The organism is Nocardia sp. NPDC057455, assembly GCF_042802775.1.
In the GTDB taxonomy this organism is placed as follows: Bacteria; Actinomycetota; Actinomycetes; order Mycobacteriales; family Mycobacteriaceae; genus Nocardia.
Genome location: NZ_JBHVDM010000128.1, coordinates 1 through 15,971 on the forward strand (window position 1 = coordinate 1; position 15,971 = coordinate 15,971).

Here is a 15,971-nt window from a genome sequence, read left to right on the forward strand (position 1 = left end):
ATTTTGTTGCGCATGGCCCGAACTTTGCTGGTTACCAATGATTTCCCGCCGCGGCCGGGCGGTATCCAGTCGTATCTGCAGGCGTTGGCCGGTGAGCTGCCGCCGGATGACCTGGTGGTCTATGCTCCGCGCTGGCGCGGCGACAGTCATCTGAAGTTCGACGCCAAGCAGAAGTTCCAGGTGATTCGCCATCCGACCACGCTGATGCTGCCGACTCCGCTCGTGCTGCGCCGCGCCGCGCGGCTGCTGCGCAGCGAGAAGTGCGACACGGTGTGGTTCGGGGCGGCGGCGCCGCTGGCGCTGATGTCGCCCGCGCTGCGTCGCGCGGGCGCCGAACGCATCCTGGCCAGTACCCACGGCCACGAGGTCGGTTGGTCGATGTTGCCGGGAGCCAGGCAGGCGCTGCGTGTCATCGGCGAGCAGACCGACGTGGTCACCTACGTCAGCCGTTATACCCGCCGCCGGTTCGCGTCCGCGTTCGGAGCGAACGCGGCGCTGGAGTATCTGCCGCCGGGGGTGGACACCGAAGTGTTCCGTCCGGATCCGGCGGCGCGTACCGAGCTGCGCGAGCGTTACGGCTTGGGCGATCGTCCGACCATCCTGTGCTTGTCCCGGTTGGTGCCGCGCAAGGGGCAGGACGCGCTGATCCTGGCCATGCGCGATATTCGCGAGCGAGTGCGGGGCGCGGTTCTGGTGATCGCGGGTGGCGGCCCCTTCGAGGACAAGCTGCGCGCCCTCGCGGTCGCCGCGGGCGTCACCGAGGACGTGATCTTCACCGGCCGCGTCCCGTCCGGCGAGCTGGCGGCGCATCACACGCTCGCGGACGTCTTCGCGATGCCCTGCCGGACCAGGGGGGCCGGCCTGGACGTGGAGGGTTTGGGCATCGTCTACCTGGAGGCGTCCGCGTCCGGTGTCCCGGTGCTGGCGGGCAATTCCGGCGGTGCGCCGGAGACCGTGATCGAGGGCAAGACCGGGCGGGTGGTGGACGGCCGCTCCGTGCAGCAGATCGCCGACGCACTGGTGGAGATCCTGTCCGATCGGGATGCGGCCGCGCGGATGGGTGTGGCGGGCCGGGCGTTCGTCGAGCAGCAGTGGCGCTGGGACACCCTCGGCGCGCGCCTGCGACAGCTGCTGCGGTGATCCGCGTCGCATCTACTACGCTCAGCGGAGTGAGCAGTATCCAGGTCGCAGATCAGACCTTCGTCGCCGCATCGGGGGCCGCCGTGGCCGACCTGCTGGCCGGGCCGAACCACTGGCGCCGCTGGTGGCCGGACCTGGACTTGGCGGTCCGGGAGGATCGGGGCGAAAAGGGTATCCGCTGGTCGGTGGCCGGAGCATTGACCGGAACCATGGAGGTGTGGCTGGAACCCTCGCTGGACGGGGTGATCCTGCACTACTTCCTGCACGCCGAGCCGCAGCCCGCGCTGCCGGTGGGCAAGCTGGCCGCCGCCAACCGTGCCCGCCGGGTCGCGGGCAGGACCATGTCGTTCGAGGTGAAGTCCCGGCTGGAGTCGGGTCGCCCGGCCGGCGTCGCTCCCGCGGCCCTGTCTTGATCTACCAGCACCGACGCTGAAAGGAATCGCTGTCCGCATGGCCGACAGGACCCAGAGATCGATCGTCATCGAGGCCCCGTCGCAGCAGGTGATGTCCGTCATCGCCGATCTGGAGTCCTACCCGGAATGGGTATCGGCGGCGAAGTCGGTGGAAGTGCTGAAGACGGGAGCGGACGGTTTGGCCGAAACCGCCCGGTTCGTGCTGGACGCCGGGGTGGTCAAGGACACTTACGTCCTGTCCTACGACTGGCGCGCCGACCGCAAGGCGGTCAGCTGGCGGCTGCTCAGCGGCGAGTTGCAGAAGGCGCAGAACGGCACTTACGAACTGATCGATCGGCCGGGCGGCGGCACCGAGGTCGTCTACACGCTGACCGTAGATTTGAACATCCCGATGATCGGCATGTTCAAACGCAAGGCCGAGAAAGTGATCACCGATACCGCGCTGAAGGAACTGAAGAAACGGGTCGAAGGCTGACCGCGCGCGAGACCCGGGTCGAACTGTTCATCGGCAAGGGTGGGGTAGGCAAGACCACGCTCGCTTGTGCCACCGCCATGGCCGAGGCCAGGGCGGGCCGTCGCGTGCTGATCGCCTCGCTCGATCAGGCGCATTCGCTGGGCGACGCGCTCGGCTTCCGTTTCCCGCACGATCCCGGCACCGTCACCGGCATCGCCACCGTGCGGCCCGGTCTGGACGTGATCGAGATCGATTCGCTCGCGCTGCTCGAGGACCGGTTCCGCGACGTGGTGCGGTTGATCTCGACCGGCCGCGGGCACGAGCACGGTTTCGATCTCGCCGCGCTGGATCCGGCGGAACTGACCGGATTGCCCGGCGTGCAGGAACTGCTGATGCTCGTGGAGATCACCCAGTTCGCCGCCGAGGACGACTGGGATCTCATCGTCGTCGACTGCCCGCCCTCGGCGGACATGCTGCGCATCGTCACCGCGCCCGCCACCCTGCTCGGTTACCTGGAACGGATGTGGCCGCCGCACGCGCGGGCGATGAGCGCCGTCGGCACCGACCTGCGCCGCGCCGTGCTCGCGGCCACCGTCGAACGGATCGTCAACGCGGTCAGCGAGGTTCGCGATCTGCTCACCGACCACCGGCGCACCGGGGCGCGGCTGATCACCGTCGCCGAGCGGGTCGCGGTGGCCGAATCGGAACGGGTGCGTTCGGCCGCGGCGCTGTTGGGCCTGCGGCTGGATGCCCTGGTGGTGAACAAGGTGCTGCCCGATATCGCACCGCCCGCCGAGCCGGGCGCGGCCGGACATCCGGCGGTGCACTGGTACTCGAACCGGCGCGGCGAGCAGTCGGACGTCATCGCCGATTTGCGGAGCAGGATGCCGGGTATCCCCGTGCTGATCGCGCAGCACACCGGTTCCGAGCCGATCGGGCTGAACTCGCTGGCCGCGTTGTCGTACGCGATGGACTCGGCGGGCGACACCGGCGACGCTGCGCTTATGCTGAGCGACAATCAGACGGAGGTCGACGCGAGTTCCGGCGAACCGCTGGTTCTCCGGGAATCCGGCACCGGATTGCAGTCGGTGTACGCGCTGCGCATGCACCTGCCGGTGGTCGACGCCGCCACGTTGCGCCTTGGCCGAGTGGAGGACGATTTGATCGTGGGAGCGGACGGTGTCCGGCGCCGGGTGCGCCTGGCGCCGGTATTGCGGCGGTGCACGGTCGACGGCGCCGAACTCGAGGACGGGTATCTGGTGGTCCGCTTCCGGCCCGATCCGCGGGTGTGGGCGCACGCGTCCGAAAGTCACGACCATGACCGGTGATCCGCACCCGCCCGAGGGCAACGAGGCAAGCGGCCACACCGCGCCGGACGGCATCGGCGAATTCGCCGAGGAGTTGAAGCTGCTGGCCGAAGCGGTGCTGGAACGGGTCGAACCGGTGCTGCGGCGCGCCGCCGACGGCCAGGCCGAGTGGGCAGGCTGCAGCTGGTGCCCCGTGTGCGCGGCCGCGGCGCTCGTGCGCGGGGAGCACCACGAGGTGCTGGCCGCGGTCGCCGATCACGGCACCGCGATCGTCACCGTTTTGCGCGAAGCGCTGGCGGGGGTGCCGGTCGACCCCGTCATGCCCGCCGACGAGGACCCGGAAACCGGTGCGCCGCATCGGCACGGTCCACGCGGGAACGAAGAGGACGGCGACGGCCCCCGTTACGTGGACATTCCCGTGACGATCAAGGTATGACCCAGATGGCGGGTACGCGACCGCTGACCGTCGGAATAGACGTCGGCGGCACCAACATTCGGGCGTCGGTGATCGACGACAGCGGCGAGGTGCTCGACACGGTCCAGGCGCCGACGCCGCATTCCGCCCGGGCGTTGGAGGACGCGTTGGATCGGGCGGTGCGCGACCTGTCCGGCCGCCATCCCATCGGCGCGGTCGGCTTGGCGGTCGCCGGGTTCATCAACGGCGATCGCTCCACCGTGCGGTTCGCCCCGCACCTGCCCTGGCAGGACGCGCCGGTCGCCCAGCGACTCACCGAACGGCTGGAACTGCCGGTGATCCTGGAACACGACGCCAACGCCGCGATGTGGGCCGAATACCGGTTCGGCGCCGCCGCGGGCGGGCACAACGTGGTGCTGATCGCGATCGGCACCGGCATCGGCGCCGCCCTGCTGATCGACGGCCAGTTGTACCGGGGCACGCAGGGCGTCGCGCCGGAACTCGGTCATCTGCAAGTCGTTCCGCTGGGGCGGCCCTGTCCGTGCGGCAAGCGCGGGTGCTGGGAGCGCTATTGCAGCGGAACCGCATTGGCGGAGACCGCGATCGAGATGCTGGCCAGCGACACGGTGCATTCCGTGCTGGCCAGGGATGTGGCGCGCGATCCCGGCTCGCTGACCGGACGGCGGGTCGCGGGCGCGGCGCAGGACGGCGACCCGCTCGCGACGCGGGTGATGGCCGATTTCGCGCGCTGGCTCGGGCTCGGGCTGGCCTTCGTCAGCGACATCTTCGATCCGGACCTGGTGGTCATCGCGGGCGGGGTCAGCAGTTCGGCGCCGCTTTTCCTGGACGAGGCGCGCGAGGAGTACGCCCGCGCGATCACGGGCGCGGGACACCGGCCGCTGGCGCGCATCCGGACCACCCAGCTCGGTGAGGCGGCGGGCATGATCGGCGCTGCCGACCTCGCCAGGGCGGCACTGCCCTCCGGCGCGGGCAAGTCCGCGCGCATCGCGCGGACCAGCCGTTGACGCCACCGGCCACGAGAGTCGTGGTCTGTCGCGACACGCCGATGCTCGCCATCGGTCGGCGTCGGCGCCGAAGTGTGGTGAGATTCGCCGCTGCGGTTGGATGTGATCTTGCACCAACGGTAAAGTCGGCATTTGAAGCAGGTGCCCGCAACTATCCCGGTCCCGGGGGAAGGACGTCATGTTCTACTGGCTGCTGAAGTTCGTGCTGCTGGGACCATTCATTCATCTCTACAACCGACCTACGGTCGAGGGTGTGGAGAACATTCCGGCGGACGGGCCGGCCATCATGGCGGGTAACCATCTCTCTTTCGCCGACTGGCTGTTCGCTCCGTTGCTGAGCCCGCGGCGGATCAACTACCTCGCCAAGGCCGAGTACTTCACCACCCCGGGCATCAAGGGCCGGTTCCAGAAGTTCTTCTTCAGCGCCTCGGGTCAGTACCCGATCGACCGCAGCGGCGCGGATGCCGCCGAGGACGCGCTGAACGCCGCCCGCAAGTTGCTCGACCAGGGCCGTCTGGTCGGCCTCTACCCGGAGGGCACCCGCTCCCCCGACGGCCGCCTGTACAAGGGCAAGACCGGCTTGGCCCGCTTGGCGCTGGAGACCGGCGTCCCCGTCATTCCGGTCGCCGTCATCGGCACCGACGAGGTCAGCCCGCCGGGACCGTTCCGCTGGCGCCGCCGGAAGGTGACCGTCAAGTTCGGCAGGCCCATCGACTTCTCCCGCTACGAGGGCATGGGTGGCAACCGGTTCGTCGAACGCGCCGTCACCGACGAGGTCATGTACGAGCTGATGCAGCTCACCGGTCAGGAATACGTCGACGTCTACGCGCACAGCCTGAAGAAGGGCGTCCCCAGCGGCGGCCGCCCCGATGCCGTGCCCGTCCGCATTCCGGACACCGCCGCGGGCTGATTTCTCCCGACGCGCTGGCCGAGGCCGGCCGTCCCGTCGTGCTCGCGGGCAGCCGCACGCCCGCCACGGTCGCCGCAGCCGTACGGCAGGTCCGCCCCCGGACGCCGTCGATGTCGGCAGCGGTGTGGAAACCCCCGGCGGCGAAAGGATCCGGCTACTTGCGCCGCCTTTGTCGCCAGCGCTCGATCCACGCTCTGACCGGTGCGGCGCTGCCCACCAGCCGGGTGCCCCATACACTCGGCCGAGTCGCTCAGGGCGGCAAGGTAATGACAAGCCTTCGGTAAGACGGCGCGGCGAAAGTACAAGCATGTTCAAGAAGTTGCTGGCAGCGGCCGGGGTCGGTGGGGCCGAAGTGGAGACCGAGTTGTTCACGCCGGGTGTGCAGCCCGGAGGCACGGTCGAAGGCGTGATCCGGTTGCGGGGTGGGGCGGTCGCGCAGGAGATCGCTCAGGTGGCGGTCGAGTTCGTGACCAGGGCCGAGCAGGAGTACGACGACCACGAAGGCGTGCGCGATATCGCGTTCGGCCGTACCGGGGTGCACGGGCCGTTGCATCTGCCCGTGGGTGCGGTGCCGGAGTTCCGCTTCGCGGCCCGCGCGCCGATGGAAACGCCGATCACGTTCTACAACGGAAGGCACCTGCCGGGCACGGTGGTTTCGCTGCGCACGATCGTGGAGATCCAAGGCGCGGTGGACGCCGCGGACACCGACCCGATCGGTGTCGGCGCTCTGCCCGCCCAGCATGTGTTGCTGGAAGCCGTGCAGCGACTGGGATTCCAGCTGCGCAGCGCCGACGTGGAGTCGGGACGGGTGCACAACACACCGCAGACGCTGCCGTTCTACCAGGAGATCGAGTTCGCCGGATCACCGCACTACCCGCGTCTGAACCAGCTCGAGGTGACTTTCGTCCCGACCGAGACCGGCATGAGTGTGGTCCTGGAGGCCGACAAGCGCGGCGGATGGATCTCCGAGGGCCGCGACGTCTTCGACGCGCTCTGGGTGGACTACCAGCAACTGGGCGGAGTCGACTGGGCGGGCGAGCTGCACCACCGGCTGGAGCGCCTCGCGCACTGACGTCCCGCTGCTTGTTGGCCGCACGGACCCGGCGCGTTCATGTGACGTTGACGTGATTGCGCCAAGGTTTCCTCATGAGCGGCTCGGCCTCAGGACCATCCCGGCGCACCGTCCTACGCGCCTCGGCACTCGGACTCGTGGCGGTGCCGGCGCTGGCGGCCTGTTCGCCGGACAACGGCCCGGCGCTGATCCGGCAGCGTCCGATGCTGACGCACGGCGTGGCGGTCGGCGACCCACGCACCGACGGCGCACTGATCTGGGCCCGCGCCGATCGCGCCGCCACCTTGATCGTGGAAACCGCCGCCACGGAATCGTTCACCGATCCCAAGCGCTTCACCGGGCCGCTGCTCACCCCGGACTCCGACGGCACCGGCCGGGTACGGATCAACGGCCTGCCCGCGGGAAAGCAGGTGCACTACCGGGTGACGCTGCGCGGCGAGGACGGCGCCGACTCCGAACCGATCACCGGCGTCTTCCGCACCGCGCCCACCACCGCGACGGACATCCGGCTCCAGTGGTCCGGCGACGTCGCGGGCCAGGGCTACGGCATCAACCCGGAACTCGGCGGCATGAAGATCTTCGCCGCCATGGCCGCCCGCGACCCGCACCTGTTCTTGCACTCCGGCGACTCGATCTACGCCGACGGACCACTGAAGGAGTCGGTCACCCTGCCCGACGGCCGCATCTGGCGCAATTTCGTGAGCGAGGCGAAAAGCGCTGTCGCGCAAACCTTGGATCAGTTCCGCGGCAATTACGCCTACAACCTGACCGACGAGAACTACCGCCGGTTCAACAGTTCGGTCGCCCAGGTGGTGCAGTGGGACGACCACGAGACGGTGAACAACTGGTACCCCGGCGGACTCGTCGCCGAATCCAAGGGCTACACCGAACGCGGCATGGACACCCTGGCCACGCGCTCCTGGCAGGCCTTCCACGAGTGGATGCCGCTGGAACCGAGGGAGGCGGTGGACGGCCGCCTGTATCGCAAGATCGCCTACGGTCCGCTGCTGGACGTCTTCGTGCTCGACATGCGCGCGAACAAGGACGCCAACGACGGCAACAACGGGCCCAACGGCCGCATTCTCGGTCCGGCGCAGTCGAAATGGCTGATCGACGGCCTGCGCGAATCCACCGCCACCTGGAAGATCATCGCCAACGACCTACCGCTCGGCGTGATCGTCCCGGACGGCGAACAGAAGAACACCACCGCCTATGAAGGCCCCGCCAACGGCGACCCCGGCGCACCGTCGGGCCGGGAACGCGAGATCGCGCAGGTGCTGTCGTCGATCCGGGCGAACAAGGTGGCGAACGTCGTCTGGCTCACCGCCGACGTGCACTACACGGCGGCCCACCGCTATTCGCCCGAGCGCGCGGTCTTCACCGACTTCGACGAGTTCTGGGAGTTCGTCTCCGGTCCGCTGAACGCGGGCGCGTTCGGCCCGAATCAGCTGGACGGCACATTCGGCCCGGAGGCCGTCTACGTCCACGCGCCGCCGGTACAGAACAGCTCGCCGCTGGACGGCTTCCAGCATTTCGGCGAGGTGCGCATCGACGGAAAGTCGAGGGAATTGACCGTCGACCTGTGCGATGCCGCCGGATCCGTCCTGTTCAGCAAGAGCCTTGCGCCCGCGTCGCGGTGACACCCGGCTTCGGGGGAGCGGGGCGGCCCGCGCTGTGGTTAGCTTTTGGGCCATGAGCACGCCGCAAACTGTCTCCAACGCCGAGGAATACCTCCCCCGCGACACCGCAGATGTCGTTCGCACGATGCGGGATTCACGCGGGCGAACGGAACGGCTGATGGTGCGTGGCGGCGAGCTGATCGACGAGGGGCTCACACTGCCCGCCCAGCCGACCGTGGTGTCGCTGCGCCGGATGAATCAGGTGCTGGACATCAACCTGGGCCGGCGCACCGTCCGGGTGCAGGCGGGCGCCAAACTGTCCGACATCGACCGCAGGCTCGGCGCGCACGGCCTCGGCCTGCCCATCGTCGGCGACCACCGCGACATCACCGCGGGCGGCTTCGCCTCGGTCGGTGGCGTCAGCGCGGCCTCGCACAAGCACGGCCTGTTCATCGACCAGATCGTCGATCTGGAGTATGTGGACACCGACGGGCGCATCGGCACCTGCGGGCGCACCCATCACACCGAGCGGTTCCACCGCGTACTCGGCGCGGGCGGTCGCGCGGGCATCATCACCGCGCTCACTTTGGACGCCATCGAAATCGACAAGGAGCACACCTGGCTGACCACCGATGCCGACCGGTTCCTCGACTTCGATTCCTTCGTCGAGCATGCCTATGCCGAGATCGCGCGGCCCGGCAACGCCGAACTGCAGGTCGGCCGCTGGGTCGACACCGCACCGCTGAAGGTGGCGCGTCCGGTCGGCACCGGCCACGTGCAGCTGGGCACCGTGCGCTTCGGGCAGTGGTCGAGCCTGTACCCCACCGCGCCCACCCGGGGGCTGCGCGCCCGGCGTGAGGTCGGGTCGCGGGCGCGGAAATCGCTGGGCGCCATCGCCTCCGCCGCGCCGGGCAAGGCGGGCATGCCGGTGCGCCACGCGGCCGCGGGCGCGGTGCTGTTCGCGCCGAAGGTGCAGACTCTGCGCGATGCCGAGTATCTGGCCGATACAGCGCTCAGTTCGTCCGAGCGTGGTCCCGCCTACCGGGTGGGCGTTTTCGCGCCGCTGTCGAGCTATGCGTCGGTGTTCTACCGCCTGCACGACCTGTTCTCGGGGCACCGGGAACGCACCGGCTGCTTCACCGTCATCTCCGCGATGACCTACGGTGTGCGCTCGCGCTACCTGCGCGCGGAATCCGCCGCCCGCGGCCTGCCCCCCGAAGACCACGGCTTGATCACCTTCACCTGCCGCCTGCGTCCCGCCGCGCTGCCTTCTGAGCTGCTGCGCGACGTCGTCTCCGGTATCGAGGAGATCTGCCGCTCGGAGAACGCGCTGCGGTACGAGGCGGAGTAGGCGAGCGCCTCATCGACCGGCGCTACTCCCCCGGCTCCGCTCGGCGGTCCAGCTCATCGGCGATGACGCCGCGCGGCGGGCAGTTGGTGAACCGCCGGGCGCCGGCGATGCTCACATTCATTCGAAGAGGTCGGCCGGACTACGGTCTCGGGGTTCTCGGCGCCGACGAGCGGCCGGCGTCACGAAGTACGAGATCGTGGAGTTCACGCCGCTGCTGAAAGGCCTGGAAGAACTTCGAAGACGAGGTCGCGGGATCGACGCTCTCGAAGCGGCTCGCGCGTGTCCTCCACGATGCCCGGCGTGCTCCCGCCTGCGAGGGGGCAGCTCGACGACTGCTCAGCGGATTCCCGGAAACACTCCCGAGGGGCGTCACTCTGCGAGATAGTTGTAGACGATCACGTACCCCACTCAGACTCGGGCGTACCCTACTCCGTGTCGGTGAATGGATCTGAGATTTCATGAAGACGAGCACATCTCCCGTGGCGGCCCGCAGCGTCGCCATCGCAGCCCTGATCGCGGGAACCGTTGGCGGATCCCCCGGCGCGGCCCATGCCGACACCGTGCCCGGTGCAGCTTCGCCGGCGATGATCACTGTGAACACCACAGCCGACGGCGCCGCCGCCGACGCGCACAGCGGGCTGTGCCGTACCGTCGCCGGCACCTGCACACTGCGCGCGGCAGTGCAGACCGCCAATGCCCGGCCCGGAAGCACGATCGTGGTGCCCGAAGGCCGGTACATCTTGACGATCCGTCCCGATCCACAGAAAGTGCATGGCCGCAACCCAGATGGGACCACCGGAGACCTGAACCTCACCGCGTCGACGACGCTGCGTGGCGCGGGCCACGACCAGACGGTGCTGGATGCCGCTGGGATCGACAGGGTCCTGAGTGTCTCAGCGCCCGTGACGTTGACGGGGCTGACCGTGACGGGCGGAGTCACCGCCCAACACGAGATCCCGTATTACGACACCGGCGGCGGCGGAATCTCCAACTCGTCGAACCTCGTCCTCGAGGATGTGGTGGTTCGGGGCAACAGTGCCGGGTACGGCGGCGGGATCTTCAACGTGCCGGGGTCGGACCTCCAGACGAGGAATACGACCATCACCGACAACGCATCCGGCGAGGCGGGCGGCGTGCGATGCGATAACACCTGCACCTTCACCGACTCCAGGATCTCCGACAACCGCGTGGTCGATCCCGAAGTGTGGTATCGCCCAGGTGGCTTCGCCGGACGTGGCGGCGGTGTGGATGTCCGGGGCCGGGGCGTGGTGACTTTCGATCGTACGACGGTCACCGGAAACAGCGCCTCGGATGCCGGCGGCGGCATCAACGTGGCGCCCGCCTATCTCGACACCCTCCCACGCGGGCTGACGGACGCGATCGACGCACCGGTGGGCACCGTGGTGTTGCGAGACTCCACCATCACGGGGAATATCTCCGGCATCGCTCCGGCCAACTGCGCGAGAGCGTTCGCGAGGATTGTCTCCGAAGGCGGCAACACCAGCGACGACGCTTCCTGCGACCTCGACGGGCCAGGCGACGAAGTCGTGCCCTAGTCGGCAGACGTCGCCAAACCGAGCAGCGCGCGGTGGATGTACAGCACGGTGTCCTCGAGTTCGAGGAGGTCACCTCCCGCACGCAGGGTCCTGCGGACGGCCTCGTTGACCGCGTCGGTCACCGCCAGATACGCGTCATCCGGCACCGGCGGATCGACGGGGCCTGCCGCCGCACGCCATGTTCGGATGAATCCGGCGAACCAGCGTTGGCATCGTTCGAACGACTCGATCGCGCGCGACCCGGCCACGGCGGTCTCCAGATAGAACGCGCGGGCGAACGACGGTTCGTCACGCAACAGGGTGAGATACTCGCGGATTCCGAGCCGCAGAGCCTCGAGCGGCTCGACCGGTTCGGCGAATACCTGCCGCATCACGCGCTCGAGGTGCTCGATCATCAGATCCCGGCCTGCCTCGGCGGCGGCGAGGAAACACGCTTCCTTGTCCGAGAAGTGCTGGTAAAACGTGCGGCGCGAAACCTTCGCCGCCGCAGCGATATCCGCGATCGTCACGGTGGGATAGCCGCGATCCGCGACGACAACCGTCACCCCGTACAAAAGCCGCTGCCGCTGCGACCCGGTCACCAGATCGCGAGCTAGACCGTGCGGCCCGTGCGGCAACTCCGTCAGGGTCGGCTCCAGCAACTTCTTACGTCCCACCCGGTCCTTCATATCAGGTGCGGTCTCATCGCGGATGAGCCGGTTCGGCCGGACACGCAGAAGAAGACCCGGACAGTCGAAGCGGTGGTCATACGCGAAACGGCCCCACCGGAAATCCGGTGGGGCCGCTTCGGCAGTTGCTCAGCTCAGTGCTTTTCCGGGCCGAGGTAGTACTCGAACACCAGACCGGCGGCGGCCGCCAGCACGCAGACGACGCCGATGCCGATCAGCCAGAACTGGAAGAACGCCAAGCCCAGAGCGGTCACCGAACCGGCGGCGGCCAGGGTGATCGGCCAGAAGCTGCCGGGCGAGAAGAAGCCCAGGTCGCCGGCGCCGTCCACGATCTCGGCGTCCTCGTAGTCCTCCGGGCGCAGGTCGAGACGACGGGCGACGAACCGGAAGTAGGTACCGATGATCAGCGACAGGCCCGCGGTCAGCACGGTGGCCGTGGTGCCCGCCCATTCGACGCCGGTGCGCGACTGACCGGTGAAGAACCCGTAGACCACCGCCACGATGATGAAGAACACCGTGAGCAGTTCGAAAATCCGCGCTTCGATCTTCATGTCAGATCAAATCCTCACTTGCTCTCGGCCGAGGCCGCGCTCTTGGTGTCGCGCCTGGTGTTGAACGGCGTGGTGGACGTGGCGACGGGAGACTCACCGATGGACTCCAGCGCCTCGGCGTTGGTCTTGCCCGCCTGGCGCGCGTCCAGGTACTTGGTGAACTTCTCCGGCGTGACCGCGCGGACCTCGAAGTTCATCATCGAGTGGAAGGTGCCGCACATCTCGGCGCAGCGGCCGACGAACGCGCCCTCCTTCTCGATCTCGGTGATCTGGAAGACGTTGTCGGAGTTGTTTTCCTTCGGGTTCGGCATCACGTCGCGCTTGAACAGGAACTCCGGCACCCAGAAGGCGTGGATCACGTCGGCGGCGGCGAGCTGGAACTCGATGACCTTGCCGGTCGGCAGCACCAGCACCGGGATCTCGCTGCTCGAGCCGATCGTCTCGACCTTGTCGTAGTGCAGGTAGGACAGGATGTCGTTCTCCGGCTTGCCGTGCACCGGGCCCGGCTGCGGGTGACCGTCCTTGGTCCGCTCCTCGTACTGCTCGAGCTGTTCCTGGCTCACCGCCTCACGCGCGGTGTCGATGCCGTCGAACTTGTAGCCGTCCTTGAAGTCGACTTCGCGGTAGCCGAACTTCCAGTTCCACTGGAAGGCGGTGACGTCGACCGTCACGTCGGGGTCGGCCACCTTCTCGTGCACGTAGTTCTGCACGACCACGGTGAAGTAGAACAGCACCGCGATGATGACGAAGGGGATCGCCGTGTAGGTCAGCTCCAGCGGCACGTTGTAGCCGGTCTGGCGCGGGAACTCCGGGGAGTCCGCCTTCTTGCGGTGGAACGCGACGGTCCAGAAGGTCAGGCCCCAGACCAGCACGCCCATCGCCAGCGCGGCGATGACCGACCAGGTCCACAGTTCCCGCATCCGGGTGGCCTGCGGCGTGATACCCGACGGCCAGCCGAACCGCAGCCAAACATTGTCGATCGAGCAGCCCGAGACGAGCAGCGCGGTGATCCCCAAGGACACCGCCAGCCCGGCCCGCCGAAGGATGCGGCCCCGCCCGCCCCGGGCGGGTCGTGCCCCGATCTCTTCGCTCGCCTTGTGCGCCACGCTCACGCCTTCCTGGTCGCCACACATTCCGACAGTGCATCGTTCGAGGCTGCGATCGGCCCCGACGATACGTTTTAAGGTCGTTTCAGGGCACCCTCGGGGCCTGCGCGTTACGCGCGGGTCGCCTGAGAGAGACCTGAGTACTACGCAGCGTAGACCAAACGCACCTCCCGTTTGTCGTCGGGTCGGCTTCGACACCTCACCGAGCGCGCACGGATCACCGTCACCAGCGATTCCGCTCGGGACGTGGTGCGCACGACGCGCGAATCCCGTGGGTGCGGCATACTCGGACACTAGATTTCGTCCCCTTGCGCCCCATCCGGTGCGCGCGTATCCCGACTGTGAGAAATGAGGTTGCCGACGCCGTGTGTGGACTGCTCGGATTCCTGGCATCTGACGAGGCGGCACCTGGCACGGTGGAGCAGGTCTACGAGGCCTTGCACTGTGTACGTCACCGGGGCCCGGACGAGCGCGGCACCTGGCACGACGACCATGTGATCTTCGGCTTCAACCGCCTGTCGATCATCGACATCGAGCACTCGCACCAGCCGCTGCGCTGGGGCCCGCCCGAGCAGCCCGACCGCTACGCGTTGACCTTCAACGGCGAGATCTACAACTACCTGGAGCTGCGCGCGGAGCTCGCCGAGGCGCACGCCGCCGACTTCCCGGACGGGCAGATGTTCCACACGGAAGGCGACAGCGAGGCCATCGTCGCCGCGTTCCACTACTGGGGCCCCGAAGCGGTGCGTCGGCTGCGCGGCATGTTCGCCTTCGCGATCTGGGACACCGAGACCGGGGAGCTGTTCCTCGCGCGCGACCCGTTCGGCATCAAGCCGCTGTTCCTGGCCACCGGGCCGGGCGGCACCGCGTTCGGCAGCGAGAAGAAAAGCCTGCTGGAACTGCTGCCCGCGCTGGAGCTGAGCGACGCGCTGGACCCGCGGGCGCTGGAGCACTACACCGTGCTGCAGTACGTGCCGGAACCGGAGACACTGCACAAGGACGTGCGCAGGCTGGAGTCCGGCAGCTACGCCACCGTCCGGCCCGGCGCCGCTCCGGTCGTCACCCGGTATTTCACGCCGAAGTTCCCGGTGCGCCCGTTCACCCCCGGTTCGGCGGCGGCGCGCTACCGGGAGATCGCCGCGGCGCTCGAGGACTCCGTCGCCAAGCACATGCGCGCCGACGTGACGGTCGGCTCGTTCCTGTCCGGCGGCATCGACTCCACCGCGGTCGCCGCGCTGGCGATGCGGCACAACCCGAAGCTGATCACGTTCACCACCGGGTTCGAGCGCGAGGGCTATTCGGAGGTGGACGTGGCCGCCGAGAGCGCCGAGGCGATCGGCGCGCGCCACGTGGTGAAGGTGGTCTCCCCCGCCGAGTTCGCGCAGGCGATCCCCGAGATCGTCTGGTACCTCGACGACCCGGTGGCCGATCCGGCGCTGGTCCCGCTGTATTTCGTCGCCAAGGAGGCGCGCAAGCACGTCAAGGTGGTGCTCTCCGGTGAGGGCGCCGACGAGCTGTTCGGCGGATACACCATCTACCGCGAGCCGCTGTCGCTGAAGCCGTTCGAGAAGCTGCCCCGCGGCCTGCGCAGGCTGGCGGGCAAGCTGTCGGACCGGATCCCGGAAGGCACCAGGGGCAAGAGCCTGCTGCACCGCGGCTCGCTCACCCTGGAGGAGCGCTATTACGGCAACGCGCGCAGCTTCAGCGACGCGCAGTTGCGCGCCGTACTGCGCGAGTTCCGGCCGGAGTGGACCCACCAGGACGTCACCGCGCCGCTGTACGCCCAGTCGCGCGGCTGGGACCCGGTGGCCCGGATGCAGCACCTGGACCTGTTCACCTGGTTGCGCGGCGACATCCTGGTCAAGGCCGACAAGATGACCATGGCGAATTCGCTGGAACTGCGCGTGCCGTTCCTGGACGCCGAGGTCCTGAAGGCGGCCGAAGGGCTGCCGTTCGACCAGAAGATCACCAAGGAGACCACGAAGTACGCGCTGCGCCAGGCGCTGGAGGGCATCGTGCCGCCGCACGTGCTGCACCGCGCCAAGCTCGGCTTCCCGGTCCCGCTGCGGCACTGGCTGCGCGGCACCGAACTCTACGACTGGGCGCAGCAGCAGATCGCCGAATCGCAGACCGGCCACCTGCTGAACAAGGCCGCGATCAGCGAGATGCTGGTCGCGCACCGGGCCGGAACCGCCGATCACAGCCGCAGACTGTGGACATTGCTGGTGTTCATGGTGTGGCACGGCATCTTCGTGGAGGACCGGATCAAGCCGGAGATCCAGGAGCCCGCGTACCCCGTCTCGCTGTAGCGCGCAAACATACGAAAGGCGCGCACCCGGCCCGGTGCGCGCCATTAGTAGTGAAAAAAAGAGCAGGGTGTTGAT

15 protein-coding genes are annotated in these 15,971 nt (G+C 68.4%); 12 read left to right on the forward strand and 3 right to left on the reverse strand.

Features of this window, described 5'->3' with window-relative positions; all coding sequences use genetic code 11:
- The first annotated feature begins 12 nt into the window (after window positions 1-12).
- From ACFU5M_RS31760 to ACFU5M_RS31810, 11 genes are all read left to right on the forward strand, one after another.
- Window positions 13-1,140, forward strand: coding sequence for a glycosyltransferase family 4 protein (locus ACFU5M_RS31760; RefSeq protein WP_379054826.1), 1,128 nt, complete (start codon window positions 13-15; stop codon window positions 1,138-1,140).
- A gap of 29 nt (window positions 1,141-1,169) precedes the next feature.
- Window positions 1,170-1,553: a polyketide cyclase / dehydrase and lipid transport gene (locus ACFU5M_RS31765; RefSeq protein WP_379054804.1), complete on the forward strand. Its 384-nt coding sequence runs from the start codon at window positions 1,170-1,172 to the stop codon at window positions 1,551-1,553.
- Window positions 1,554-1,590: 37 nt separating this feature from the next.
- Window positions 1,591-2,028: an SRPBCC family protein gene (locus ACFU5M_RS31770; RefSeq protein ID WP_379054806.1), complete on the forward strand. Its 438-nt coding sequence runs from the start codon at window positions 1,591-1,593 to the stop codon at window positions 2,026-2,028.
- 23 nt (window positions 2,029-2,051) lie between these two features.
- Window positions 2,052-3,335 (forward strand): ArsA family ATPase, encoded by a 1,284-nt coding sequence (locus ACFU5M_RS31775; RefSeq protein ID WP_379054828.1) that lies wholly within the window; start codon window positions 2,052-2,054, stop codon window positions 3,333-3,335.
- Window positions 3,325-3,750 (forward strand): hypothetical protein, encoded by a 426-nt coding sequence (locus ACFU5M_RS31780; protein ID WP_379054808.1) that lies wholly within the window; start codon window positions 3,325-3,327, stop codon window positions 3,748-3,750. The genes ACFU5M_RS31775 and ACFU5M_RS31780 overlap by 11 nt, the downstream gene beginning before the upstream one ends.
- 5 nt (window positions 3,751-3,755) lie before the next feature.
- Entirely contained in the window at window positions 3,756-4,754 is a 999-nt protein-coding gene (locus ACFU5M_RS31785; protein ID WP_379054830.1) for an ROK family protein, read from the forward strand.
- A 178-nt stretch (window positions 4,755-4,932) separates the two neighbouring features.
- Window positions 4,933-5,664, forward strand: coding sequence for a lysophospholipid acyltransferase family protein (locus ACFU5M_RS31790; RefSeq protein ID WP_379054810.1), 732 nt, complete (start codon window positions 4,933-4,935; stop codon window positions 5,662-5,664).
- A 307-nt stretch (window positions 5,665-5,971) separates the two neighbouring features.
- Complete coding sequence (locus tag ACFU5M_RS31795) at window positions 5,972-6,736, forward strand: sporulation protein (RefSeq protein ID WP_379054812.1); 765 nt, start codon at window positions 5,972-5,974, stop codon at window positions 6,734-6,736.
- 74 nt (window positions 6,737-6,810) lie between these two features.
- Entirely contained in the window at window positions 6,811-8,376 is a 1,566-nt protein-coding gene (locus ACFU5M_RS31800; RefSeq protein WP_379054814.1) for an alkaline phosphatase D family protein, read from the forward strand.
- 52 nt (window positions 8,377-8,428) lie between these two features.
- Window positions 8,429-9,706, forward strand: coding sequence for an FAD-binding oxidoreductase (locus ACFU5M_RS31805; protein ID WP_379054816.1), 1,278 nt, complete (start codon window positions 8,429-8,431; stop codon window positions 9,704-9,706).
- 458 nt (window positions 9,707-10,164) lie between these two features.
- Window positions 10,165-11,262, forward strand: coding sequence for a CSLREA domain-containing protein (locus ACFU5M_RS31810; protein WP_379054818.1), 1,098 nt, complete (start codon window positions 10,165-10,167; stop codon window positions 11,260-11,262).
- Here the strand turns inward: ACFU5M_RS31810 and ACFU5M_RS31815 are convergent.
- The 3 genes from ACFU5M_RS31815 to ACFU5M_RS31825 all read right to left on the reverse strand — a co-directional run bounded on the left by ACFU5M_RS31815 (window position 11,259) and on the right by ACFU5M_RS31825 (window position 13,587).
- Window positions 11,259-11,918 carry a TetR/AcrR family transcriptional regulator gene (locus tag ACFU5M_RS31815; RefSeq protein WP_379054820.1) on the reverse strand — a complete coding sequence of 220 codons (660 nt, stop codon included), beginning with the start codon at window positions 11,916-11,918 and terminating at the stop codon, window positions 11,259-11,261. The genes ACFU5M_RS31810 and ACFU5M_RS31815 overlap by 4 nt on opposite strands.
- Before the next feature lie 146 nt (window positions 11,919-12,064).
- A complete protein-coding gene (locus ACFU5M_RS31820; RefSeq protein WP_040865876.1) occupies window positions 12,065-12,481 on the reverse strand; it encodes a cytochrome c oxidase subunit 4 in 417 nt (138 codons plus the stop codon).
- Window positions 12,482-12,495: 14 nt separating this feature from the next.
- Entirely contained in the window at window positions 12,496-13,587 is a 1,092-nt protein-coding gene (locus tag ACFU5M_RS31825) for a cytochrome c oxidase subunit II (protein ID WP_379054822.1), read from the reverse strand.
- A 365-nt stretch (window positions 13,588-13,952) separates the two neighbouring features.
- Here ACFU5M_RS31825 and asnB point away from each other — a divergent pair, with 365 nt between their 5' ends.
- Window positions 13,953-15,896 (forward strand): asparagine synthase (glutamine-hydrolyzing), encoded by a 1,944-nt coding sequence (asnB, locus tag ACFU5M_RS31830; RefSeq protein WP_379054824.1) that lies wholly within the window; start codon window positions 13,953-13,955, stop codon window positions 15,894-15,896.
- Window positions 15,897-15,971: the final 75 nt, after the last annotated feature.

Bases quoted from the DNA above. Each gene is read 5' to 3' on its own strand.
- ACFU5M_RS31760 (WP_379054826.1), top strand. From the start codon at position 13: ATGGCCCGAACTTTGCTGGTTACCAATGATTTCCCGCCGCGGCCGGGC.
- ACFU5M_RS31770 (WP_379054806.1), top strand. From the start codon at position 1,591: ATGGCCGACAGGACCCAGAGATCGATCGTCATCGAGGCCCCGTCGCAG.
- ACFU5M_RS31780 (WP_379054808.1), top strand. From the start codon at position 3,325: ATGACCGGTGATCCGCACCCGCCCGAGGGCAACGAGGCAAGCGGCCAC.
- ACFU5M_RS31785 (WP_379054830.1), top strand. From the start codon at position 3,756: ATGGCGGGTACGCGACCGCTGACCGTCGGAATAGACGTCGGCGGCACC.
- ACFU5M_RS31790 (WP_379054810.1), top strand. From the start codon at position 4,933: ATGTTCTACTGGCTGCTGAAGTTCGTGCTGCTGGGACCATTCATTCAT.
- ACFU5M_RS31795 (WP_379054812.1), top strand. From the start codon at position 5,972: ATGTTCAAGAAGTTGCTGGCAGCGGCCGGGGTCGGTGGGGCCGAAGTG.
- ACFU5M_RS31800 (WP_379054814.1), top strand. From the start codon at position 6,811: ATGAGCGGCTCGGCCTCAGGACCATCCCGGCGCACCGTCCTACGCGCC.
- ACFU5M_RS31805 (WP_379054816.1), top strand. From the start codon at position 8,429: ATGAGCACGCCGCAAACTGTCTCCAACGCCGAGGAATACCTCCCCCGC.
- ACFU5M_RS31810 (WP_379054818.1), top strand. From the start codon at position 10,165: ATGAAGACGAGCACATCTCCCGTGGCGGCCCGCAGCGTCGCCATCGCA.
- ACFU5M_RS31820 (WP_040865876.1), bottom strand. From the start codon at position 12,481: ATGAAGATCGAAGCGCGGATTTTCGAACTGCTCACGGTGTTCTTCATC.